Consider the following 22,192-nt stretch of genomic DNA (forward strand, 5'->3'; position numbering starts at 1 on the left):
GGTACGGGAGCGGGTACTGCGGCGCGGGCCCGGGCGGGAGCGGGCGGCCGTGGCGGGACGTCCACGGGCGCGCCCGGGGCCGGATCCGCTGCCGCGCGGGCGCTGCCGGCGGTATCCGGACCCGTATCCGCGGCTCCGTCCGGACCGGCGCCCGCCGCCGTATCAGGGCCCGCGTCGCCGAGCGGGCCCGCACCTGTACGCGGTCCCGCACCGGCGACCGGGCCCGGGACGGCCGGATGACCGGCGTGGACATGCGCGAGGAGTCCCCCGCCGGCACCGAGCCCTCCCGGCTCGGAAACGTCCTCGCCCGGGCCGCCGCCGTCACCGCCGGACTCACCCTCGCGGGCGCCCTCTTCGGTCTCGTACGCGACCAGGCCATCGCCCAGATCTACGGTGCCAGCGTCGACAGCGACGCCTTTCTCATCTCGTGGACCGTGCCCGAGATGGCGGCGACCCTCCTCATCGAGGACGCCATGGCGCTGCTCCTGGTCCCCGCCTTCAGCCATGCCCTGGCCCGCCGCGCGGCGGGCCGGGCGGAGCCGGACGGCGGGCGGCCGCGAGGGGACCGGGACCCGGTGCGCGAACTCGTCGGCCACACCTTTCCGAAGCTTTTCGCCGTCCTCGCCGCCGCGACCGGCCTGCTGCTCGTCTTCGCCCCCCAGTTCGTCGCCGCGCTCGCCCCCGGCTTCCCCGAACCCGCACTGGCCGTCGACTGCACCCGGCTGACCGCCCTGACCGTCCTCACCTTCGGCGTGGCGGGCTACTTCAGCGCCGCGCTCCGTGCCCACGGGCGTTTTGTGCCCCCGGCCGGGGTGTACGTCGCGTACAACGCCGGCATCATCGCCACGACGATCGCCCTGCACGGACTCTGGGGCGTCCGGGCGGCGGCGGCCGGGGTCGCGATCGGCGGCGCGCTGATGGTCCTGGTGCAGTTGCCCTTCTTCGCCCGCGAGATGACGGCCCACCGCACCCCCCGCCCCCCGCACCCCCGCCCGGGCCCGGTCCCGCGCCCCCGCTCCGGCGGCCGTACCGGAACCCCCGGCATCCTGGCCCGTTACCTGCCGGACCGCATGAAGGGCCACGGTGCCGCGGCCACCCGGCGCCCCGGGGGCGCCGGGCTCGTGAAGGGCCGCCGTAGGTCCCTCCAGGCCCCCGGAGGTGCGGAGGGGCGCCGGGGGTACCTCCTGCGCCGCCTGGCGAAGGGGTGGGGGCACCTCCCACGCCGCCAGGCGGAGGGGGAGGAACTGCGCGACCGGCCCCCGACGGCCCCCCGCCGGAGTACGTCCTCCACCGGGCAGGGCGAACCCCCGCGCCCCGGCGACCCGCACCGCACGGACCGGGCACGCCCCCCGGCGGGGCGCGGCGCACCCCCGTGCCCGGACGGCGACCCGGACCGTACCGAACCCGCCGCACCCCCGGTGGGAGCCGTCGGCTTCGCCCTCCTCGCCCCCATCGTCCTCTTCGCCGTCAGCCGCCAGTCCCAGGTCCTCGTCGAACGTTTCCTCGCCTCCTCCCTCCCCAGCGGCGCGATCTCCCACCTCAACTACGCGCAGAAGGTCGCGCAGATGCCGATGGTGCTCTCGCTGATGTTCTGCACCGTCACCTTCCCCGCTGTCGCCAAGGCCATGGCCATGGGGGACCGGGAGCGGGCCCGCCGCCGGGTCGAGAACGACCTCGCGCTCGCCGGACTGGTCGTCCTCCTCGGCACCGCGCTGATCGTCGGCTACGCGCCCCAGATCGTGGAGGTCCTCTTCCAGCGCGGCGCGTTCGGCGCCGCGGACACCCGGACCACCGCGACGGTGATGCGGGTGTACGCCGTCGGGCTGCTCGGCCACACCCTCGTCGGGGCGCTGGGCCGCCCGTTCTTCTCCGCCGGGCGCCCCACCTGGTACCCCGCCGCCGCGATGGCCGCCGGTCTCGTCGTCACCGTTGCCGCCGGGACGGCCGCCGTCGGCCCCTGGGGCGTCTACGGCATCGCGGCCGCCAACGCGGCGGGCATCAGCACCACCGCCCTGCTCCTGCTGCGCGGCCTCGGTTCCCGGGTCGTCCCCATCCGGGTCCGCGCCATCACCCCGGCACTCGGGCGGCTCGCGCTCGCCGCCGGGTGCGCCGCCGCCGCCGGACGGCTCGCCGCGGGCACGATCGAACCGGCGCTGCCGAGTCTGGCCGCGGGCTGTGTGCTCGTACCCGCCGTCTTCGCCGTCACCGGGCTCGCGGTCCGAGCCCCCGAAGTCGTCCATCTGCTGGCTCTCATCCGACAGAGGATCGCCCGACATGTCCGCTGACACGGCGCCACCGCGCAACCAGACGACCGCCACCGCCACGGCGACCGCCGCCCTGTCCCTCACCGCCGTCGCCGCACCCGTCGCCACCGCCGTCCGACGGCCGTGGATCCTGATGTACCACTCGGTCTCCGACCCGGCCCACGACCCGTACGGCATCACCGTCTCGCCCGACCGCCTCGACCTCCAGCTGCGCTGGCTGCGCTCGCACGGGCTGCGGGGGGTGTCCGTGGCGGCCCTGCTGAGGGCCTGCGCGCAGGGGCGCGGCCGGGGGCTCGTCGGTCTCACCTTCGACGACGGCTACGCCGACTTCGCCGCCGACGCGCTGCCCGTGCTGCGCCGCCACGACTGCACGGCGACGCTGTTCGTGCTGCCCGGCCGGCTCGGCGGCGACAACGCCTGGGACCCGGACGGACCCCGGCGGCCGCTGGTGGACGAGTCCGGGATCCGTACCGCCGTCGCGGCCGGGACCGAGATCGCCTCGCACGGCCTCTACCACGTCGACCTCACCCGGCTCGACGACGACGCCCTCCGTGAGGAGACCCTCCGCAGCCGGGCATGGCTGCGCGAGGTGACCGGCCGCGATCCGGAGGGCTTCTGCTATCCGTACGGCACGGTCGATGGCCGGGTCGCGGCCGCGGTGCGGTCGGCGGGGTACGCGTACGGCTGCGCAATCCGCCCGCCCGCCGGGCTCGGCGGGCCGTACGCCCTGCCCCGTACGCACATCAGCCAGGCCGACCGCTCGGCGCGGCTGTGGGCGAAGCGGCTCGGCCACCGGGCCGGTCTGCGATGACGACTACTCCCCGGGTGCTCCAGGTGATCACCGGGCTGGGTACCGGCGGTGCCGAGCAGCAGTTGCGGCTGCTGCTGCGCCATCTGCCGTACGACTGCGACGTGGTGACGCTCACCAACCCGGGGCCGGTGGCGGACGGGCTGCGCGCGGACGGGGTCCGGGTCACCGACCTCGGGATGCGCGGCAACCGCGATCCGGCCGCGCTGCCCCGGCTGGCGGGGCTGATCCGGGGCGGCGGCTACGGCCTGGTCCACACCCATCTGTACCGGGCGTGCGTCTACGGCCGGATCGCGGCCCGGCTGGCCGGGGTGCGGGCGGTCGTGGCGACCGAACACTCCCTGGGCGAGCACGAAATCGAAGGCCGGCCGCTGACCCGCGGCACCCGCGCGCTGTACCTCGCCACGGAACGGCTCGGGGCGGCCACGGTCGCCGTGTCGGACACGGTCGCGGCGCGGCTGGGGGAGTGGGGCGTACCGCCGCGGCGGACGCATACGGTCCCCAACGGCATCGACGCCCACCACTTCCGCTTCGACCCGGCGGCCCGGGCGGCGGTCCGGGCCGCGCTCGGCATCGCGCCGGACGCGTTCGTGCTCGGCGGAGTCGGCCGGCTGGTTCCGGGCAAGGGCTTCGACAGCCTGATCCGGGCGGCCGCGGACGTCCCCGCGGTGACCGTCCTCCTCGCGGGCGAGGGGCCGGAACGCCCGGCCCTGGAACATCTGGCGGCGACGCTGGGGGTGGCCGCGCGGGTCCACTTCCTGGGCGACTGCGCGGCGGCCTCCGGCGCGGCGGCGGTGGCGGAGGCGCTCACGGACGGGCCGCGGTTCACCGTCGCCGCCGTGCTCAGCGGTGCCGACGCGTTCGTCTCCGCCTCGCGCGAGGAGGCCTTCGGGCTCGCCGTGATCGAGGCGCTCGCCGCCGGGCTGCCCGTGGTGTACCGGACCTGTCCCGCCGTCGAGGACCTGGGGCCGGGAGCGGTGACCGGAGCCCTGCGGTTCGCGGGCGACGACGCCTCGCTCACCGCGGCCGTGCGGGAACTGGTCGCGCGGGGCGCGCGGCCGGAGCGGGCGCCCCTGGGCGGGGCCGAGCGCTATGACATCCGGCGGACCGCCGGGCTCGTAGCCGAGGTGTACGAGCGCGTGCTCGCCGACACCGGAACGGGCCGGGACCGGCCGTACCGGGCGCGGCGCGAAGTGCTCCGCGCGCCGTTGCCCCGCGCCTCGCGGAGCGGCCCGCCGCCCCGGAGCGAACCCGTACCCGCGCCCTCTCCGCGGGGCGAATCCGTACCCGCACCCGCGCCCGGAGCCTCCCCGCGGAGCGAACCCGTACCCGCGCCCTCTCCGCGGCGCGCGCCGCTGCCCCCGCCCGCGCCCTCCCCGCGGGGCGAATCCGCACTCTCCTCGCCATTCCCGCCCTCCCCGCCATCCCCGTCCTCCCCTCCCGATCCGACCGAGAGAGCCCACCGATGAGCAAGCCGCAGACTCCGCAGACCCCGCGCCCGGCGCCCCGGGAGACCGAGGCAGAGCGGCCCGATCCGTCACCGCCGCCCGCGCGGTCCCGGCGGCCGGAGCCGCTGCGGTGGGCCGCGGGCCGGGTCCGGCGGCTGCCCGCCTGGTGGCCGCTGCCCGCGCTCGCCGCCGCCGGTGCCCTGTGCGGCGGCGCGTACGGACTGCTCGCCGCCCCCCAGTACGCGGCCACGAGTTATGTCGTCGCCGCCACCGGCAAGGACGCCCAGCCGGGGGCCGCCATCGGCTTCGCCCAGGCATACGGGCGGATCGCCACCAGCGACTCCACCATCGCCTATGCCCGGGTCGCCGCCGGGATGTCCGCGCGGGAGTTGCGCAGCCGGGTCCGGACGGAGACCTCGCCCGACTCGCCGATGATCGCGATTACCGGCACCTCGGACCGCCCCGGCGAGGCCGCCGATATCGCCAACGCCGTCGCCGACGCCGTGTTCGTGAGCGGCAACCAGGTCGCCAAGAACACCGGCGTCCAACTGCTGAGCTTCTCCCGTGCCATTCCGCCCGCCGAGCCCGTCTCCCCCTCCGCTCCGCTCGGTGCCGCCGTCGGTGCCTCCACCGGGGGACTGATCGGCGGACTGGTGCTGCTGGTCCGGCCCCGTATCCGGCAGCGTTCAGGTGAGGACGACGGCGCCGGTTCCCCGGCCGCCACCGCCCCGCCCGGCGGGCCCGCCGCCGAGCCCGTCCCGGCAGCCGCCCCCGCCGCCACTTCGGTGCCCGCGCCCGCCACCGCGGGCTCCGCCGCCGGTAAGGAGCGCGTCTGATGGAACCGGCGAAGCCGGAGCCGCAGGGCTTCACCGTCACCCTCTGCCGCGACCAGCGCGCCTTCGCCCTGCTGCGGCCCGAGTGGGACGACCTCCAGCGCCGCTGCTCGACCGCCACGCCCTTCCAGAGCCATGCCTGGCTGGAGTCGTGGTGGCTGTCCTACGGCACCGGCGGAAAGCTGCGGATCGTCCTGGTGCGCCGCGGTGGACGGCTGGTGGCCGCCGCGCCGCTGATGCTGGTGCACCGTCCGATGCCGCTCCTGGTCTCCCTCGGCGGCGGTATCTCCGACTACTCCGACATCCTCGTCGACGACGCCGACGGTACGGATCCGGCCGCCGCCGACGCCGCGGTCGACGCGCTGGAGCGCGGCCTCCAGCGGGCCGCCCGGCACGCGGTGGTCGACCTGCGGGAGGTCCGGCCGGGCGCCGCCGCCGAGAAGCTGTACGCGCGGTGGACCGGCGCCCGGGCCAGACTGGCGGACTCGGTCTGTCTGGAGCTGCCCGCCCACCCCATGGAGGAGCTGGTCAAACGGCTCCCCAAGGCCCGGGCCCAGCGGGTGCGGGCCAAGCTGCGGAAGATCGACGCGCTGGAGATCGAGGACATCACCGTCACCGAGGACGGCGTGCCCGAGGCGATGGGCCATCTGCTGCGGCTGCACGAACTCCAGTGGCGCGGGCGCGGGGTGACCGTGGAGCATCTGCGGCCCCGGTTCGCCGAGCATCTGGTCCGGGCCACCCGGCGCATGGTCCGCGACGGCGACGCGGCCCTCACCGAGTACCGGATGGACGGGGAGGTCGTCGCGGCCAGTGTGGCCCTGCTGTCCGGCCGGTTCACCGGCGGCTATCTGTACGGGGCCGACCCCAGGCTCCGGGAGCGGAAGGTGGACGTCACGACCATGCTGCTGCGGCACGAGGCCGACCTGGCGGCCAGCACCGGCCGCCGGGTGATGAGCCTGCTGCGCGGCAAGGAGGCGTACAAGAGCCACTGGCGCCCGGAGGCGGTCACCAATCAGCGGCTGCTGTTCGCCCCGTACGCCCTGGAACCGGTGCTGAGGCTGCATGTGTCCCGGGCCGTACTGCGGGACCGGGCGGTGGCGGCCGTCGCCGAGCGGTTCCCCGCGGCCCGTGAGTGGCGCGACCGGCTGAAGGACTGGCGGTCGGCGGTGACCCCCCGGGGCCGGGACGCCCGGCGCCCGGCGGACCGCTGAGCGGCTCCGCCGGGCCGGCCGGGCGTGCTCAGCGGCTGTCGTTGCGGGGCGCGGGCCAGGACGCGGGCCAGGGGATCTTCACACAGAACTTCCGGGCCGGGGCCCAGGACGACGTCCACGGGGAGAGCGGTACCTCGACGCACCAGTCGATCTTGTTGAGACGTCCGGGAGTGGCGGCCGGGTTCGGTGTCGGGTTCGGCACCGGAGCCGGGGGCGGTACCGGAGTCGGCACGGGAACCGGGGCCGGAGTGGGCGTCGGAGTGGGGGTGGGAGTGGGAGTCGGCACCGGAACCGGGACCGGCTCCTCCGGCTTCGGCGTGGTCACCGGCGGTTCCGGTACGGGTGTCGGCGCCGGCGGCGGGGTTACCGGGGGCTCCGGCACCGGCGTCGGGGTCACCGGCGGTTCGGGTACCGGTACCGGTGTCGGGACCGGGGCTACCGGAGGCTCGGGTACGGGCGTTGGTGTCGGCGCCACCGGAGGTTCCGGCACCGGCGGCGGCTCCGGGACCGGCACCGGAGGAGCCGTCGGCACGGTCGGCACCGTGGGTACGGGCGGTACGGGCGGCTCCGGCACCGGCGGCACGGTCGGTACCGGCACCGGCGGGGTCGTCGGCACGGGCGGGACCGGCGGCACCGTCGGACCCGTCTGGTTGTACAGCCGGGTGCGGAACACACTCGACGATTTGGGGTTGTCATCACACTGCCAGACGCCGTGCGGACAGTAGTCCGTGATGGTCTGATAGAGCGGCCGGTGCTGCTCGATCCAGTCGAGCATGCCCCGCATGTAGTCGGGGTTGTCCCCGTTGCGGAACAGCCCCCACTCCGGGTACGAGATCGCCTTGCCGTGCTCGCGCGCGAACGCCACCTGGGCGTGCAGCCCGTACGGCGCCGCCGCCTGCTCCTCGAAGGTCCGGCCGGGCGCCTGGTCGTAGGAGTCCATCCCGATGATGTCGACGACGTCGTCCCCCGGGTAGCACGCGGTCCACGGCACCGCGTCCTGCCCCCGGTTCGGCGCGAAGTCGAAGCGGAAGGACTGGCCGTCGACCGAGCGCATCGCCGCCACGATCCGGTTCCAGTACGCCTTCCAGGACTCCGGGTCCGGGCCGCAGCGGTGGCTGTAGGTGATGCCGTTCATCTCCCAGCCCAGGACGAGCACGGTGTCCGGTACGCCCAGCTCCACCAGCCGCCGGGCCAGCGCCCTGAAGTGCTCGTCGTACTCGCCCGCCGCCCCGGCCCGCAGCAGCCTGCGGACCTCCGCGTCCGGCAGCCGGGCCTCGTTCCGCTCCAGCATCGGCACATTGAGGACGAACATCCGGTCGGCGCGGGCGCGCCGCCAGCGGGCCCAGTCCTCCAGGAAGCCGACCCGGCCCTCGATACCGGCCCACCGGTCGCCGGGCAGATAGGTGTGGCCGACCCGCAGTTCCGTACCGCCGAGCCAGCGCGACAGTTCGGCCATCCGGCGCGGACCCGCCGAGCCGTAGTCGACGTACGCACCGACGGCGACCGGTCCGGCGGGACGCTCCGGCTGGTCCTCGGCCCGGGCGACGCTCGCCGCGCCCGCCACGGCTCCCGTGGAGACCAGCAGACTCGCGGCGACCGTCCCGATGGTGGTGCCGGTGAGACGGCGCCTTCGGGTCATGGCTCCTCCTTGGGCAGGGCGGTGATCTGGCGGTCCGTCGGACTGACGCTCTGTCCGTTCGCCCGTCGTCCGGCCGTAGGAAGAAAGTCCTACGAATGAGCGGTCCGGGCGACCTCCGGTAGGCCATTAGCGATCACCGCCGCGTTCCGCACGACCATCCAGGTGAAAGATGTGACGTCCATGCCACCGTTCGACGCCGGGGTCCCCGCGCTGGTGCTGCGCCTCGACCGGAACCCCTTTCACCACGGCACCCTCGGAGCCGTCAGATCCCTGGGGCGGGCCGGGGTCGAGGTGCACGCCGTCGTCGAGTCGGCGTCGAGTCCCGTCGTACGCTCCCGGCATCTGCACCGCGCGCACCCCGTCGCGCCGGGCACGGTCCGCCCGGACGGCACGGGCTTCGCCGAACTGCTGCTCCGGGTCTCGGAGCGGATCGGCCGGCCCGCCGTACTGATTCCGATGGACGACCTCGGCGCGATCCTCGCGGCCGCCCACGCACCCCGGCTGGCCGGCCGCTATCTGCTGCCCGCGCAGCCGCCCGGGCTGCCGGACTCGCTCGCCGACAAGTCGGCGCTGGCGGAGGTGTGCGGGCGGGCGGGTGTGCCGCATCCGCGGACCGTCGTCCCCGGCAGCGCGGCGGAAGCGGCCGCGGCGGCGGCCGCCCTCGGGATTCCGCTGGTCGCCAAGTGGAGCAGGCCGTGGCTGCTGCCCCCGGGCGCCGGACTGCGCAGTACGACCCTGATCCGCTCGCCCGGCGCGGCCCGGGCCCTGTACGAGCGGGGCGCGGCCACCGGCGCGGGGCTGCTGCTCCAGCGCAGGCTGCCCGACGGGCCGGACGCGGACTGGTTCTTCCACGGCTGCTTCGGCGGCGACGGACGGCTGCTGGCCGGGGGCACCGGCCGCAAGGAGCTGGCCTGGCCGCCGCGGGCCGGGCTGACCGCGATGGGACGCTGGCACCCCAATCCGGCGGTCACCGCGATCGCCCTGCGGCTGGCGGAGCACACCGGCTACCGGGGCGTCATCGACCTCGACCTCCGCCGCGACCGGGCCGGCGGCGGCTACCGGCTGCTGGACGCCAATCCCCGGCCGGGCGCCCAGTTCCGGCTTTTCACGGCGCCCGACGGCACGGATGTGGTGCGGGCGCTGTACCGGGACCTGACCGGCCGGCCCCCGTCGTCACCGCCGCCCGAACGCCCCGGCCGGGTCTTCGTCGCCGAGAACTATGCGCTGCTGTCGGCGCTGACGGCCCTGCCGACCGCCTTCCGGCGCCCCGGCCCGCGCGCGGCCCGCCGCCCCGGAACCCCGCCCGCCGCCCGCCCGGCCCACCCCGTCCGTTCCGCCGAGGCGGCGTGGTTCGCCGGGGACGACCCGCTGCCGTTCGCCGCCATGGCGGGCGCCTGGCTGGGGCGCGGGCTGGCCAAGGGCGCCCGGCGGGCGGGGGCCGCGCTGCGTACCCGCTGAAACCCGGGCGGCTCCTCCGCCCCGCGTACCCGCCGAACCCCACCCCCCATCCCCCACCCCTCACTCACCCCCCCCGTCCAGAAGGAATGCACCATGTACGACGTGGCAGTCATCGGCGCCGGACCCTACGGGCTCTCGGTCGCCGCGCACGCGGCCGCCGCCGGAATGCGGACGAAGGTCTTCGGCCGGGCCATGGAGTCCTGGCGCGACCATATGCCCGAGGGCATGTTCCTCAAGTCCGAGCCGTGGGCGTCCAATCTGTCGGATCCGGCCGGGGCCCGGACGCTCGCCCGCTACGGCGCCGAGGCGGGCTTCCGGACCGAACACGGTAGCCCGCTGCCGATCGGCGCGTTCACGGAGTACGGGCTCTGGTTCGCGCGGCACGCGGTGCCCGCGCTCGACGGGCGGATCGTGACCAGGGTGGCGGCGGGCGGTGACGGCTTCACCGTGGGCACCGCGGACGGGGACACCGTGCGGGCCCGTACCGTCGTCGTCGCCGTCGGGGTGCTGCCGTTCGTCCGGATCCCGGGGCCGCTGGCACAGCTCCCGCCGGACCGGGTCACGCACAGCACCGGCCACCGGGACCTGAGCCGCTTCCACGGTCAGGACGTCACGGTGGTCGGCGCGGGCCAGGCCGCCCTGGAGACGGCGGTGCTGCTCGCCGAGGGCGGCGCCCGCCCGGTGCTCGTCGCCCGGGCGGGGCGGGTGAACTGGAACACCGTGCCGGTGCCCGAGGACCGCCCACTGGCACGGCGGCTGCGGACCCCGCTCAGCGGCCTCGGCTCCGGCTGGCGGAGCTGGGCCTACTCCGAACTGCCCTGGGCCGTGCGCAGGCTGTCCGACGCCCGCCGCGAACACATCGCCCGCACCGCGCTGGGCCCGGCGGGCGCCTGGTGGCTGCGGGAGCGTTACGAGGGCCGGGTCCCCGAACTGCTGGCCCACCGGATCCTCGGCGCGACCCCGGACCGGGACCGGATCCGGCTGTCCCTGGACGCCCCCGGCGGCCCGGTCACCCTGGACACCTCCCATATCGTCGCCGCCACCGGCTTCACCCCGGACCTGGACCGCCTGCCGCTCCTGGATCCCCGGCTCCGCGCCCGCCTCACCACCCTCGGCACCGGCCGCGCCCCGGAACTGAGCCCGTCCTTCGAATCGTCGTACCCCGGACTGTTCTTCGCCGGACTGCTGAGCGCGCCCGCCTTCGGCCCGTCGATGCGTTTCGTCCACGGCGCGACGTACACGGCCCCCCGGATCGTCCGCACCATCCGCACCCACCTCCGCCCCACCCCCCGCCCCCTCCGGCTCCCCCGCCCCACCCACCCGGACCGGGCGGCCCACCGGGAGCGGGTCCGGGAGAACTGACCCCGGGCCGGGGCCGCCACGGTCCGTCCGCGGTGCTGCTCCTGCGGGCGGTCCCGGTCCGGGGCCCAGGGACGCCAATCAGCCGTCATACGGCCGGAATCGTCTGGCTTTCCGGCTGCGTATGCCGTGTCCTGGACATCAGTGGGAAGTTGTCACCGGCATGAAGCGGGCGGGGCACGTGAGTTCAGGCAAGGGGCCCGGCGACCTGGTGGTCAATCAGGACGATCTCGGGGCAGTGGGCCATGAGGCGTTCGTGCTGCACGGGAGACTGCGCAAGGGAGGGGACATCGCGGGGGGAGGCAGTGCAAAGGGCGGCGAAGGGAACACGGCCCGGGCAGCCCGTGAACTGTCGGCGAGGCACCTGGATACCGGCGGTGAGCTGTACACCACCTTGTCCGTCTGGACCTCCCAGGTGAGGACGGTGCTTCAGATGTGTGCCCATGTCTCCAACCACCTGGACTACTCCAAGAAGTCCCACTCCTCGGACGACGCCACCGTCGAGGCGAGTATCCGGGACCGGGCGGGGGCGGCCCTGCCGGTATCGGAGATCTCCAAGCTGGTGACCTGAGGGGAGTCACGCGGGAATGGGGAAATTCACCTACACCGATCTGATGGAACTGGACCTCGGACGGCTCGTTGCCGCGGTGACGGACTGGAAGACCATGGCCGACCGGCTCGCCGAGCTGACCGGCGATGCCAGGGACGGGCTGCTCAAGAAGTCCGAGGCGTCTCGCTGGCAGGGTGTCAACGCCACTGTCACGCGGGACTTCGTACAGAAGACGGCCAAGGAGTTCGGGGATCTCGCCCTCCAGGCGCGCAGTATTCACGCGGTGCTGTCCGATGCCCATGGTGAGCTGGCCCGCGTCCAGAAGCGTGCCCGGGAGCTCACCGCCGAGGCACGGGCCGGTGATCCCGACCGCAGCGGTGATCCCGATCCGGGGCTGCTGGTGAGCGACGCCGGCGACGGTACGGTCGTCGTGACGGAGTCGGTGTGCGACGTCCGGGGGCCGTCCCGGCGTACCGAGGATCTGATGCAGTACTATGCGGACGCCCTGACGGCCCTGGTCAGCCATGCCACCGAGATCGACGCGGCGACCGTGCGGGCACTGAAGGCGAGCCACGGCGGCGACCCGCACAACGCCGGTCATGCCGTCTACGACTCCCTCGACCGGGACCAGCTGCCCCGGGCCATGCGGCTTGCCGCCCTCGGCGACAAAGCCGACGCCCGGCAGCGGGCCGAGCTGCACCGCTTGTGGGAGTCCCTGAGCCCCGAAGCGCGTGGGCAGCTCTGGAACGGGCAACGAGCCGAACTGCTTGCCGCCGGGCTGCTGGATCCGCGTTCCAAGCAGGTGGCCGCGGACCGCGGCATGGGACGGCACGGTTCCGCGGGAAAGGGCTTCGACGACTATCTGACCAACGGCAAAATCAAGTCCATGGCCGACGCGGCGGACGCGCTGGGCATGACCGATGCCTCCCGCCATCTCCGGCACTACTACGGGAACTCGGGGGACACCCTGGAACTGCCCGTCGACAAGATGCTGAAGGACGACGAGGGACTGAGGGGCCGGGTTCAGGACGAGATCGCGGCGAACGCGGAGCAGTGGCACCGGGACGCATTGGAGGAGTTCCGGCGCAACGGCGGGCAGCCGGTGTCGATGCGAGTGGAGACCCGCCCCGAGGACTACAGCTTCGACCAGGACGCCGATCCCAACTGGTTCTATGCCGTTGGATCGGCCCGGACCAACGTCACCGGGGTCGTCACCGTCGTACCCGATGCGCAGGGGCGCCCCGAGGTCAGCCTCGACTACCAGGTCAACGCATGGGACCGGTACAACTGGGACGAAGGGAAAGGCGTGGCGATCGGGCCGGTGAAGATTCCCGACGGCGAGATGGGCCGTCAGCACACGGTCGGGATGGCCCAGGAGTACGACATGGCGGGTTCCAGCTCCGTGCAGGGCCACTCACTGGGCGGTGAGCGGCCGGACGGGGGACCCGTCACGCTACCGCCGGACCCCGGCCGCAACGGCGGCAGGACCGACCCCGGCCGCAACCCCACGGACTGACAGGGAGCCTCCGGCAGATGACCAACCCCGAAGCAGGGCAGGGGCCGCGGGGCGTGCCCGGTGCCTTTCGGGCCCGCCGCAGGGCCGCCGTGATCGCCGCCGTGGTGGTCGTGCTGTTCGCGCTGGCCGGTGGGCTGCTGCTCCGGACCGAGGGGGAGCCGGGCGCGTCCACGGGCCGGGAGAGCGACTGCTGCTGGCAGGAGGGCATCACGCCCGAGTGGCTCGGCACCGCGATCGGTATCCGGATTCCGGACACGGCCACGGACCGGCGGGCCGGATACCTGGTCGGGCCGCGGTGGGACAACGGGATCCTGGCCTTCACGCTCACCGACGCGGAGGCCCGGGCCTTCCTCGGCCGGCTGGTCCCCGGTGGCGAGCGCATGGTCGAGAACACCCGGCCGCTGAAGAAGTACGAACGGCCCGACAGCTTCGCCAGGCTCGGCCTGGCCGACCCGGAGACCATCCGGGCCGGGGTGCTCAAGAGCGGGTTCTGTCCGGACGGCCTCGACACCGTCGAGGGCAGGCACCTCCGGACCTGCGCCGGCGTCATCTCGCACGCCTATACGCCGGGCAGTACCCGGATCCATGTGCGGGCGAAGTTCGAGCCGGGGCTCAGCCCGCTGCCGACAGCCGCTTCCCACGGCTGACGTCTCCGCCGGGGCGGGCGCCGTAGCGGTCAGGCCGGATGTGTCGACGGGTGGTGCCAGCCGCCGTTGAGCAAGGGGGGCGGGGGGCCCGTCAGGGGGTCCGGTGGGGGTGGGAAGCGGGTGGTGCGGGCCCATTCCAGGTCCGGGCCGCCGGGCAGGGTGCGTTCGGCGGCCGCCCATTCGCGGATCAGTTGTTCGTAGATCGGGGTGGCACCGGTCGGTGGGGCCTGCTGGTGGGCGGCCCGGTCCGGGTAGGCGTGGTGGTCCGTGGGGGAGGCCGGAATGGTCGGGACGCGCTGCCATCGGGGCGTCGAGGATGTCCTTGCCATACGACAGCAAACGGGGGCTCACGGGGCGAAGTCACTGTCGGCATGCCTGCGCGGAGTAGCGCAGGAACGGTTTTTCGAGGCGCGCGGTGCGAGCCGGTGCCCGGTGGCCGCGCCTCCGCGCCCCGGCGCCGGAGGAGTGTGCGGGCAACTGGATGAACAAGGCGCGCACGCCCGGGCCGTGGGCGCGGGGCGCACGCCGGTGGGGCAGGGATGGCGCGTTGGGGTGCACGTGGCCGACACGAACCCCGTGGACGGCCCGGGCGGCGGTATCCCGGGCCGAAAGGGCGTGATCATACGGAAAACGGCCTTGATGAGGGGACCATGATGCGACGTACGGCCCTGCCGCTCCTGCTCTCGGTCTGCGCCCTCGGCGGCGCGCTGACCGCCTGCCAGGGCGCGCCCGCCGGGGACGCGGCCGCCGGGCCGGTCAACCCGCCCGGCATCGGCCGGCCCGCGGGGGACACCGCGGGCGACGGGAAGGGTGGCGCCCGGGGCGCCGCGCTCCTCGGGGACGCCATCGACCTGGGCGGACGGGCGTCCGGTGAGCATCTGCGGATGGCGGTCACCGCCTACGTCGACCCCGCCGTGCCCGTACGGCGCAAGGGCACGGTGGCCTCCCGGCCGCCGGAGGGCATGCGCCGGGTCGGGATCCGGGTCGCGCTCCTCAATGTCGGGGGCGCTCCGTACGACGCCCGCGGTACGGAGACCTGGGTGACCGATGCGGCCGGAGAACGCCATCCGGCGGTATCCGGCGGAGAAATCACCACCGGATTCCCGGTTAAATGGAACATCCTTGCGGGGGGTGAATCCGCCGAGGGTTGGCTGCTGTTCGACGTACCCCAAACGGCCGCCCTCACCCAATTCCACGGTGACCTCGGGAAATCGGCCGTCGAGTGGCGGCTTCAGGCTCCGCCGAGCAGGTGAACACGGCACCGGGCCCGGGGTCCCGGGGCACTAGGGTGCCGAACCATGACGACAGCCAACACCACGACGTCCGCCAAGAATTCCGTCAACCGCAGCCATTTGGGCACCCTTTCCGTACTCGCCTGGACCGGTGATCCCGAGGCCGGGCACGACATGCCCTATCTCCTCGTCTATTCCCTCGGCGACGGCGACTGCACCCCCGAGGAGGGCGAGACCGCTCTTCTCGGAATGATCGCGGAATGCGGCGCCCGGGCCGGTGATATGTCCGACGCCACCTCGTCTTCGGTGAATTCCCCGGTCCGCCTGCTGGTGGAGGCCGGACAGGCCGTCCTCAACATGCCCTTCCTCAGCGCCCAGTGCCCGGCCCCGCCGGAGTGGCTGGCCGCCGCCGACGGCCGCGGCCATGCCCATGTGATCATCGCCAGCCGCCCCTGGCCCGAGGCCAGGCCGGGCGAGCAGGTCACCGAGGAGACCCTCCAGACCTACCTCGGCGACGAGGACACCCTGCTGTCGTCCGCACACATCCTGGTCCGGGTCTCCCAGCTCCGCTCGTAGCCACGATCCGGAGCCCCTTCGCTTTCACCGGCCGGACACGGACCGGGCGGTGAAAGCGAACGGCAGCGCCCGCACCCGGTTGTCGAAGCTGGAGTCGATCAGCTCCGGCGGACCCGTCGGCCGCAGGTCCCGCGTCCTCGTCAGCAGCTCCCGGAAGACCGCCTTCATCTCCTGGCGCGCCAGATGCGCGCCCAGACAGTAGTGCGGACCGCCGCCCCCGTACCCCAGATGCGGATTGGGCGAACGCGTGATGTCGAAGACGTCGGGCGCCTCGAACACCGCCTCGTCGCGGTTGGCCGAGGCGTAGAACAGCACCACCTTCTCCCCGGGACGGAAGTCCCGGCCGCCCAGCGAGCACTCCGCGGCCACCGTCCGGCGGAACTGGATGATCGGCGTGGAGTGGCGGACGATCTCCTCCACCGCGCCGTCCCCGTACCGCTCCGGGTCCGAGGCGAGCAGATCCCGCTGCTCCGGATGGTCGCCGAGGAGCACCAGACCGTGTGCCAGGGCATTGCGTGTGGTCTCCACCCCGGCGACCAGCAGCAGCGAGAAGAACGCCCCCAGCTCCCGGGCGTTCAGCCCCCGGCCGTCGACGTCCGCGGTGACCAGCGCCGAGATCAGATCGTCCTGGGGCTCCCGGCGCCGCTCCCGGGCCAGCCGGCCCATCACCCGCTGGAGATGGGCCAGCGCCCGCAGCCCGCGCCCCGGCATCCGCAGCCTGCGCCGCCCCACCCCCACGTTCTCCGACGCCTCGTCGATCCGGCGGGCGATCTCCCGCCGGTGCAGCTCGGGGACGCCCATCAGATCGCAGATGATCTCGAACGGCATCCGCCCGGCCACCGCCGCCACGAAGTCCCCGGGACGGTCCCGCAGCATCTCGTCGACGATCCGTGCGGCCACCGCCCCGATGTTCTCCCCGGCCGCCGCCAGCAGCCTGGGCGTGAAGGCGCGGGCGACGATCCGCCGCAGGTCCGCGTGCTCCGGATCGTCCATATTCACCATGGAGTTGCCGAACAGCGCCTTCACCCAGGCCGCGGGCTCCGGCGTGGTCACCCCGGGGGCGCTGGTGAAGGTGCGGGGCGCCCGGCTGGACTGCTGCACATCCGCATGGCGTACGAGGGCATAGAAGCCGCCCGGCCCCTCGGGGGCGCCGAAGCGGACGGGGGCTTCGAGCGACCGCAGCCGGGCGAAGGCCGCCAGGCGCTCGGCGCGCGGCCGTCCCCAGAACCCCGGATCGGAGAGATCGGAGGGAGTGGAGAGATCAGAAGGAGTGGGGGGAGTGATGGGGGCGGCGGGTGCGGGGGGTTGGTGGGGCAGGCGCGGTTCGGCCGCTGCTGCGGGTTCGGCGGGTTCGGCGGGGACGGGCGCGGGGGCCGGGGTGTTCAAGGCCGGGAACCTCCTCGGGTTCGGATCGGCCGGGCCGGCTCATCGGCCCGAGGCCACTCCCATATTCCCGCCCATCTCCCGCTATCCCGTGCTTCGTTCCCCGGTCCGCGGCGGGCCGTGCTGCTGCATTCGGGGGAACTTTGTCCCGGCCCGGGCGCCCTGATCGTTCATCCGGGCGCAGTCGTCACACCGAACGAGAAGGAAGAGGGGCACATCCACCCATGAAGTCCACGACCCGGTGTTCTGTCGCGGCGGTGCTGGCGTGTATGGCGTCGGCCGTGGGGGCGGGCTCCGCCGCCGCCACGTCCGTCCCGGTCACCCTCCCGCTGGAGACCCTGGAGACCGTCCTTCCGGTCCCCGCCCCCGAGCTGAGTACGGGCGTCCCCGTGCCGGTGCCGGGCGTGCCGCAGGCCCCCGAACACGTCGCCGGGCGGATGCTGCCGTACGGAGCCCTGCCGCAGGTCCCGCTCAGCAGCGAACTCCCCGGCACGGAGCTGGGGGTGCCCCTCACGGCCCCGCTCGGCGAACACCCCCTAGGTGTCGCCCGCGCCACCTCCGAGGCCGCCGACCTCTCGCTGGCCACCCCCGGGGCTTCCCTGGGCGCCCCGCTGTCCGCGCCCCGGCCCGAGCTGTACGGCCAGCCCGAACCGGTCCTGCCGGAGGTCGCGCTGCTCACACCGTGGCTGCGGGGCGCGCCCGCGGCCGGGGTGCTCTACAGCTGACGCGCTCGCTTCCCGCCGGCGTACTCCCCGACCGGCCGGAGGAGGGCCGGCCGGGGCGGCGGCGGGTGTCCCCGGGCCGGGCGGGCCGGGGCGGCGCGCTCGCGGTCGTACTGGTCGTACTGGTCGTACCGGAAGGCCGGGGTGGTCCACCCGGAAGAGGAACCCTTTCGCCGTCGCCTCGTTGACAGGGTCCGCACCCCTGTTCCCGCACCCGCTCCAGGATCCGTTCCCGCACCCGCACCCGCAGACCGTGAAGGGCCGCCCCATGCGTATCCCCGACCGCCTCGGCATCAGCCGCACCACCCGCCCCGCCCGCAACGGCGCCGCCGCCGGACTTCCGCGCCGGCTCGCGCTCCGGGCGCTCTTCACGGCGGTGGTGGCCGGGGGAACAGCCGGGGCGCTCGCCCCGCTGATCGGCTCGCTCCGCCCCGGCCGCCGCGGGACCGCGGCGCCCGCGGCCCTCGAACGGTTCTCGGAGACGTACCGCGGGCGGCGTATCGAAGGCACGGCCACGGTGCTCGTCCCGGCGCACGGCCACGGCGGGCACGCGGGCGCGCCACCGACCGTCGAGGTACGGATCGACGGCAGGCCGCTGCACATCATGCGGCGGGCCGACGGCAGCTTTCTGAGCCTGATCAACCACTACGAGTCCTTCCCGACCCTGCGGGAAGTCGCCCGGGCCGCGGTCGACGAGCTGGGCGCCGCCCAACTGGCGGTGCACCGTGGCTGAGTCCCCCGGCACCGCGGCGGCCCGGGTGCCCGTCCGGAAGAACCAGCGCGATCTGACGGCGGCCGAGAAGAAGCGCTTCGTCGACGCCGTGCTGGAGCTGAAACGCCGTGGCCAGTACGACGAGTTCGTCCGGATGCACGGCGAGTTCTACGTCACCGACGGCGAGCTGCGGCCCCGGGCCGCGCATATGACGCCCTCGTTCTTCCCGTGGCACCGCCGCTATCTGCTGGAGTTCGAGCGGGCGCTCCAGCGCATCGACGACCGGGTCACCGTCCCCTACTGGGACTGGACCCTGGACTCCTCCGCCGCGTCGTCCCTCTGGGCGGACGACTTCCTCGGCGGCACCGGCCGGGCGGGCGACCGCCAGGTGACCACCGGCCCCTTCGCCTACGGCAACGGGAACTGGACCGTCAACTCCCGGGTCGTCGACGGCCGCTATCTCACCCGTGACCTCGGCCGACCCTCGAATCCGCTGACCCTGCCCACGAAGCAGGACGTCGAGCGGGCCCTCGCCGAGCCGGAGTACGACGCCCCGCCCTGGGACTCCACGGCGCGCAGCGGCTTCCGCAACGCGCTGGAGGGCTGGGCCGCGGGCAGCGCGGACCGCTGGCGTACGCACAACCGGGTGCACCGCTGGGTGGGCGGGCTGATGCTGGGCGCCACCTCCCCCAACGACCCGGTCTTCTGGCTGCACCACGCCTTCGTCGACCTGCTGTGGGAGCGCTGGCGGCGGGCCCGCCGGGGCGCGGACTACCTCCCGGCGGCGCCGCTGCCGCGGGGCGACCGCCAGCACAAGCGGGTCTTCGCCCTGGAGGAGCCGCTGCCGCCGTGGGACGTCACGCCGGCGGAGCTGCTGGACCACACCCCCTGGTACCGCTACGGCTGACCGCCGGGCCCTGTTCCGACGGGCCCTGTTCCGACGGGCCCCTTCGGGGGCGCGGCGCAAAGACCAAGGGTCTCTCCGGGACCCGGCGTCAAAGACCGAGGGCCCCGCTCCTCCGACTGCTCGTCGGAAGGCGGGGCCCTCGGGCTCGGGGATCCGGGGTCAGTACGCGCCGCCGCCGGCGTTGACGCACTGGTTGCCGAACGCCGGGTTCAGCAGGCCGATCACGTCGATCGTGTTGCCGCAGACGTTCACGGGGATGTTGATCGGCACCTGGACGACGTTGCCGGAGGCGACGCCGGGGGAGTTGGCGGCGGCACCGTGCGCTCCGGCGTCGGCGGCGGCCATGCCCGCGCCACCGGCCAGCAGGGCGCCGGATCCGGCGATGACGGCGGCGGCCTTCGCGATACGCGACATCAGTAGTTCTCCTTGCAGAGCAGAGTCAGAGCATCGGCCGCAGAGCTTGCGGCCTTCACGTTGACAACGCCGTACCCCGTAGGTGGTAACGGATCTTTGGAGAACTGATCGTCTGTGCGAGTGGTGCCCGGCCCGTGACCCCCTCGGGGGTCCGTGCGTTGCGCCGGTCATGACGAACCAAGGCAAGCACCGACTCCGTAAGCCGTCCCGGGCCCTGACCGTCGCCGGGGTCGCCCTGGCCGCCGTGGCGGCCGCGGGCGCGGCGACCGCGGCCCAGGCCGCCCCCGCGGCGGCGACCGCGACCAGTGGCGGCGAGGTCGACCGCAACCTCCTGAAGCCCCCGCCCGGCGGCGTCCTCGCCCCGGTCGCCGACGCAGCAAGCACCCTCCTCCCGACGGGCCTCCCGGGCGCGTAGCCCCTTCCAGGGGGGGGGCCGGGGAGCCGCCCGGCGCCCGGGCCTGGGGCGCCGGGCGGCCAGGGGCGCCCTTGGCCGCTCCCGGGGCGCCAGGGGCGTAAGGGGCGCGAGGAACTGCGCGACAAGCCACCGACGGCGGTCCGTCGGCAGTGCACTCCCGCCAGGCCGGGCGCGTCCCCGGTTTGGGGGTGCTGGGGGTCCCTCCACGCCGCCAGGGGCGTAAGGGGCGCGAGGAACTGCGTGAGCAACCACCGACGGCGTTCCGTCGGCACCGCACCCCCGCCCGGCCGGGCGCGTCCCCGCCCTCAAGGCGCCCGCAGGGACCGGGGCCGGGCGCGTCCCCGCCCCAAGCGACCCGCAGGGGACGGGGCCGGGAGGACCAGGCCCCCCAACCCCCCCACCCCCGGAGGGAACCCGTGCCGGAGCCCCGACGGCGGTAGGGCCCCGGCACGGGTGGTCTCAGCGGCTCAGTCCACCGGGCGGCGGCGGACCGAGCGGCCCGCGAGGACATCCGTACGGACTCCGCCGTCGATGACGAACCGGCCGTCGATCAGGACGTACGGAATGCCCGTCGGCAGGGTCCGCGGCGCCTCGAACGTGGAGCCCGCCGCGACCGTCGCCGGGTCGAAGAGGACCAGGTCCGCGCGGTAGCCCTCGCGGACCAGGCCGCGGTCCGGGAGCCGCAGCCGGGCCGCCGGGCGGGAGGTGAGGTGCGCGACCGTCTCCTCCAGCGACAGGACGCCCAGCTCGCGCGCGTACCGCCCGAGGTACTGCGGGAAGGTGCCGTACGCCCGCGGATGCGGCTTCGCGCCCTGGAGGATGCCGTCGCTGCCGCCGGTGTGCACCCGGTGGCGCATGATCGTGCGGACGTTCTCCTCGTGGCCGACGTGCTGGAGGATCGTGGAGCCCAGCCGGTCCGCGATCATCAGCCCGCGGGCGGTCACCCAGGGCGCCTCGCCGCGCTCCTTCGCCGACTCCTCGATGGTTTTGCCGACATAGCCGCCGAGCGCCGGGTCGGAGACCCCGGAGATCTCGATGGTCTCCCACTCCATCGGCACGCCGTGGCAGCCGTCGGAGCCCTCGACCTCCAGATGGTGCCGGATCCGCTCCGCGGTCTCGTCGTCCCGCAGCCGCTCCAGCAGCGCGTCCGGGCCGCCCTCGCTCGCCCAGCTCGGCAGGGTGGCGACGAGCGTGGTGGAGCCGGGGGTGTACGGGTAGGTGTCGAGGCTGATGTCGGCGCCCGCGTCCAGGGCCTCGTCGAGGAGGGCCAGCAGCTCGCCCGCCTTCCCCTTGTTGACGCCGAAGTTCATCGTGGCGTGCGCGAGGTGCAGGGCGCAGCCCGCGTCCCGGGTGAGCCGGACCATCTCCTCGTACGCCTGGAGCGCCCCGGCGCCGTAGGAGCGGTGGTGCGGGCAGTAGTAGCCGCCGTACGAGGCGACGACCCGGCACAGCTCGGTCAGCTCGGTGTCGGGGGCGTACATCCCGGGGGTGTAGGTGAGGCCGGACGACATGCCGACGGCGCCCTGTTCCAGGCCCTCGGCGACGAGCTGCTTCATCCGGGTCAGCTCGGCGTCGGTGGCCGGGCGGTCCTCCCAGCCGACCGCGTACATCCGGACCGTGCCCTGCGGGACGAGATACGCGGCGTTGACCGCGATGCCCCGGTCGAGCCGGTCGAGGTACTCGCCGACGGTGCGCCAGTCGAAGTCGACGGAGTCGTCGCCAGGGCCGCCGCCGTTCCAGCCGTTGATGGAGCGGCGGACGGCTTCCAGGGTGCGGTCGTCGGCGGGCGCGTACGAGAGCCCGTCCTGGCCGAGCACTTCGAGGGTGACGCCCTGCGCGGCCTTGGCCTCGTGGCCGGGGTCGCGCAGCAGCGCGAGGTCGCTGTGGGCGTGCATGTCGATAAAGCCGGGGGAGAGCGCCAGCCCGGCGGCGTCGAGGACACGGGCGCCGGGGGCGGGGGTGAGGGCGGGGTCGCCCTCACGGCGGATCGCGGCGATCCGGCCGTCGCGTATGTGCACGTCGGCGCGGTACGACGCGCCGCCGCCGCCGTCGACGACGCGGGTGTCGCGGATGAGGAGGTCCATCGCTGTTCCGCCTG

At 74.5% G+C, this 22,192-nt stretch carries 20 protein-coding genes and 1 pseudogene; 16 read left to right on the forward strand and 5 right to left on the reverse strand.

Annotated features, from left to right (window positions below):
- The first annotated feature begins 236 nt into the window (after positions 1-236).
- From murJ to ACWDR0_RS21515, 5 genes and pseudogenes are all read left to right on the forward strand, one after another.
- Complete coding sequence (murJ, locus tag ACWDR0_RS21495; RefSeq protein ID WP_456353327.1) at positions 237-2,285, forward strand: murein biosynthesis integral membrane protein MurJ; 2,049 nt, start codon at positions 237-239, stop codon at positions 2,283-2,285.
- Positions 2,275-3,075: a polysaccharide deacetylase family protein gene (locus ACWDR0_RS21500; RefSeq protein ID WP_456353328.1), complete on the forward strand. Its 801-nt coding sequence runs from the start codon at positions 2,275-2,277 to the stop codon at positions 3,073-3,075. Before murJ ends, ACWDR0_RS21500 begins: the two co-directional genes overlap by 11 nt.
- Positions 3,072-4,217: pseudogene (locus ACWDR0_RS21505) on the forward strand (glycosyltransferase); the annotation flags it as partial. The gene ACWDR0_RS21500 and the pseudogene ACWDR0_RS21505, both read left to right, overlap by 4 nt.
- A 320-nt stretch (positions 4,218-4,537) precedes the next feature.
- On the forward strand, positions 4,538-5,356 hold the full coding sequence (locus ACWDR0_RS21510) for a lipopolysaccharide biosynthesis protein (protein ID WP_456353329.1): 819 nt from the start codon (positions 4,538-4,540) through the stop codon (positions 5,354-5,356).
- Positions 5,356-6,564, forward strand: a complete 1,209-nt coding sequence (locus tag ACWDR0_RS21515; protein ID WP_456353330.1) for a GNAT family N-acetyltransferase — start codon at positions 5,356-5,358, stop codon at positions 6,562-6,564. Before ACWDR0_RS21510 ends, ACWDR0_RS21515 begins: the two co-directional genes overlap by 1 nt.
- Before the next feature lie 28 nt (positions 6,565-6,592).
- Here ACWDR0_RS21515 and ACWDR0_RS21520 read toward each other — a convergent pair whose 3' ends face one another.
- Positions 6,593-8,203: a glycoside hydrolase family 26 protein gene (locus ACWDR0_RS21520; protein WP_456353331.1), complete on the reverse strand. Its 1,611-nt coding sequence runs from the start codon at positions 8,201-8,203 to the stop codon at positions 6,593-6,595.
- A 180-nt stretch (positions 8,204-8,383) separates the two neighbouring features.
- Here ACWDR0_RS21520 and ACWDR0_RS21525 point away from each other — a divergent pair, with 180 nt between their 5' ends.
- The 5 genes from ACWDR0_RS21525 (at position 8,384) to ACWDR0_RS21545 (ending at position 13,733) form a co-directional block, all read left to right on the forward strand.
- Complete coding sequence (locus ACWDR0_RS21525; RefSeq protein ID WP_456353374.1) at positions 8,384-9,661, forward strand: carboxylate--amine ligase; 1,278 nt, start codon at positions 8,384-8,386, stop codon at positions 9,659-9,661.
- A 93-nt stretch (positions 9,662-9,754) separates the two neighbouring features.
- Positions 9,755-11,023 carry an NAD(P)-binding domain-containing protein gene (locus tag ACWDR0_RS21530; protein ID WP_456353332.1) on the forward strand — a complete coding sequence of 423 codons (1,269 nt, stop codon included), beginning with the start codon at positions 9,755-9,757 and terminating at the stop codon, positions 11,021-11,023.
- A 178-nt stretch (positions 11,024-11,201) separates the two neighbouring features.
- Entirely contained in the window at positions 11,202-11,591 is a 390-nt protein-coding gene (locus ACWDR0_RS21535; protein WP_456353333.1) for a hypothetical protein, read from the forward strand.
- Between the two features lie 16 nt (positions 11,592-11,607).
- Positions 11,608-13,086 carry a hypothetical protein gene (locus tag ACWDR0_RS21540; RefSeq protein WP_456353334.1) on the forward strand — a complete coding sequence of 493 codons (1,479 nt, stop codon included), beginning with the start codon at positions 11,608-11,610 and terminating at the stop codon, positions 13,084-13,086.
- Between the two features lie 17 nt (positions 13,087-13,103).
- A complete protein-coding gene (locus ACWDR0_RS21545) occupies positions 13,104-13,733 on the forward strand; it encodes a hypothetical protein (protein WP_456353335.1) in 630 nt (209 codons plus the stop codon).
- Positions 13,734-13,762: 29 nt separating this feature from the next.
- Here ACWDR0_RS21545 and ACWDR0_RS21550 read toward each other — a convergent pair whose 3' ends face one another.
- Positions 13,763-14,062, reverse strand: coding sequence for a hypothetical protein (locus ACWDR0_RS21550; RefSeq protein WP_456353336.1), 300 nt, complete (start codon positions 14,060-14,062; stop codon positions 13,763-13,765).
- 321 nt (positions 14,063-14,383) lie between these two features.
- Between ACWDR0_RS21550 and ACWDR0_RS21555 the strand changes: the two genes are divergently transcribed.
- Positions 14,384-14,986, forward strand: coding sequence for a DUF4352 domain-containing protein (locus tag ACWDR0_RS21555; RefSeq protein ID WP_456353337.1), 603 nt, complete (start codon positions 14,384-14,386; stop codon positions 14,984-14,986).
- A 45-nt stretch (positions 14,987-15,031) separates the two neighbouring features.
- The gene (locus ACWDR0_RS21560; protein ID WP_456353338.1) at positions 15,032-15,541 is read left to right on the forward strand and encodes a DUF5949 family protein; all 510 of its coding nucleotides are present in this window, start codon (positions 15,032-15,034) and stop codon (positions 15,539-15,541) included.
- Positions 15,542-15,565: 24 nt separating this feature from the next.
- On the opposite strand, the gene ACWDR0_RS21565 is transcribed toward ACWDR0_RS21560, so the two are convergent.
- Positions 15,566-16,825, reverse strand: coding sequence for a cytochrome P450 (locus ACWDR0_RS21565; RefSeq protein ID WP_456353375.1), 1,260 nt, complete (start codon positions 16,823-16,825; stop codon positions 15,566-15,568).
- Positions 16,826-17,148: 323 nt separating this feature from the next.
- Between ACWDR0_RS21565 and ACWDR0_RS21570 the strand changes: the two genes are divergently transcribed.
- The 3 genes from ACWDR0_RS21570 (at position 17,149) to ACWDR0_RS21580 (ending at position 19,265) form a co-directional block, all read left to right on the forward strand.
- Positions 17,149-17,649 carry a hypothetical protein gene (locus tag ACWDR0_RS21570; RefSeq protein ID WP_456353339.1) on the forward strand — a complete coding sequence of 167 codons (501 nt, stop codon included), beginning with the start codon at positions 17,149-17,151 and terminating at the stop codon, positions 17,647-17,649.
- A 265-nt stretch (positions 17,650-17,914) separates the two neighbouring features.
- Entirely contained in the window at positions 17,915-18,379 is a 465-nt protein-coding gene (locus tag ACWDR0_RS21575; protein ID WP_456353340.1) for a tyrosinase family oxidase copper chaperone, read from the forward strand.
- A 25-nt stretch (positions 18,380-18,404) separates the two neighbouring features.
- Positions 18,405-19,265, forward strand: a complete 861-nt coding sequence (locus tag ACWDR0_RS21580) for a tyrosinase family protein (protein WP_456353376.1) — start codon at positions 18,405-18,407, stop codon at positions 19,263-19,265.
- A 159-nt stretch (positions 19,266-19,424) separates the two neighbouring features.
- Here the strand turns inward: ACWDR0_RS21580 and ACWDR0_RS21585 are convergent, their stop codons facing one another.
- On the reverse strand, positions 19,425-19,679 hold the full coding sequence (locus tag ACWDR0_RS21585; RefSeq protein WP_456353341.1) for a chaplin: 255 nt from the start codon (positions 19,677-19,679) through the stop codon (positions 19,425-19,427).
- A gap of 169 nt (positions 19,680-19,848) precedes the next feature.
- Here ACWDR0_RS21585 and ACWDR0_RS21590 point away from each other — a divergent pair, with 169 nt between their 5' ends.
- Positions 19,849-20,094 (forward strand): hypothetical protein, encoded by a 246-nt coding sequence (locus ACWDR0_RS21590; protein WP_456353342.1) that lies wholly within the window; start codon positions 19,849-19,851, stop codon positions 20,092-20,094.
- A gap of 467 nt (positions 20,095-20,561) precedes the next feature.
- Here ACWDR0_RS21590 and ACWDR0_RS21595 read toward each other — a convergent pair whose 3' ends face one another.
- Positions 20,562-22,178 carry an N-acyl-D-amino-acid deacylase family protein gene (locus tag ACWDR0_RS21595; RefSeq protein WP_456353343.1) on the reverse strand — a complete coding sequence of 539 codons (1,617 nt, stop codon included), beginning with the start codon at positions 22,176-22,178 and terminating at the stop codon, positions 20,562-20,564.
- Between the last annotated feature and the right edge of the window lie 14 nt (positions 22,179-22,192).

The organism is Streptomyces sp. NPDC003691, assembly GCF_053981115.1.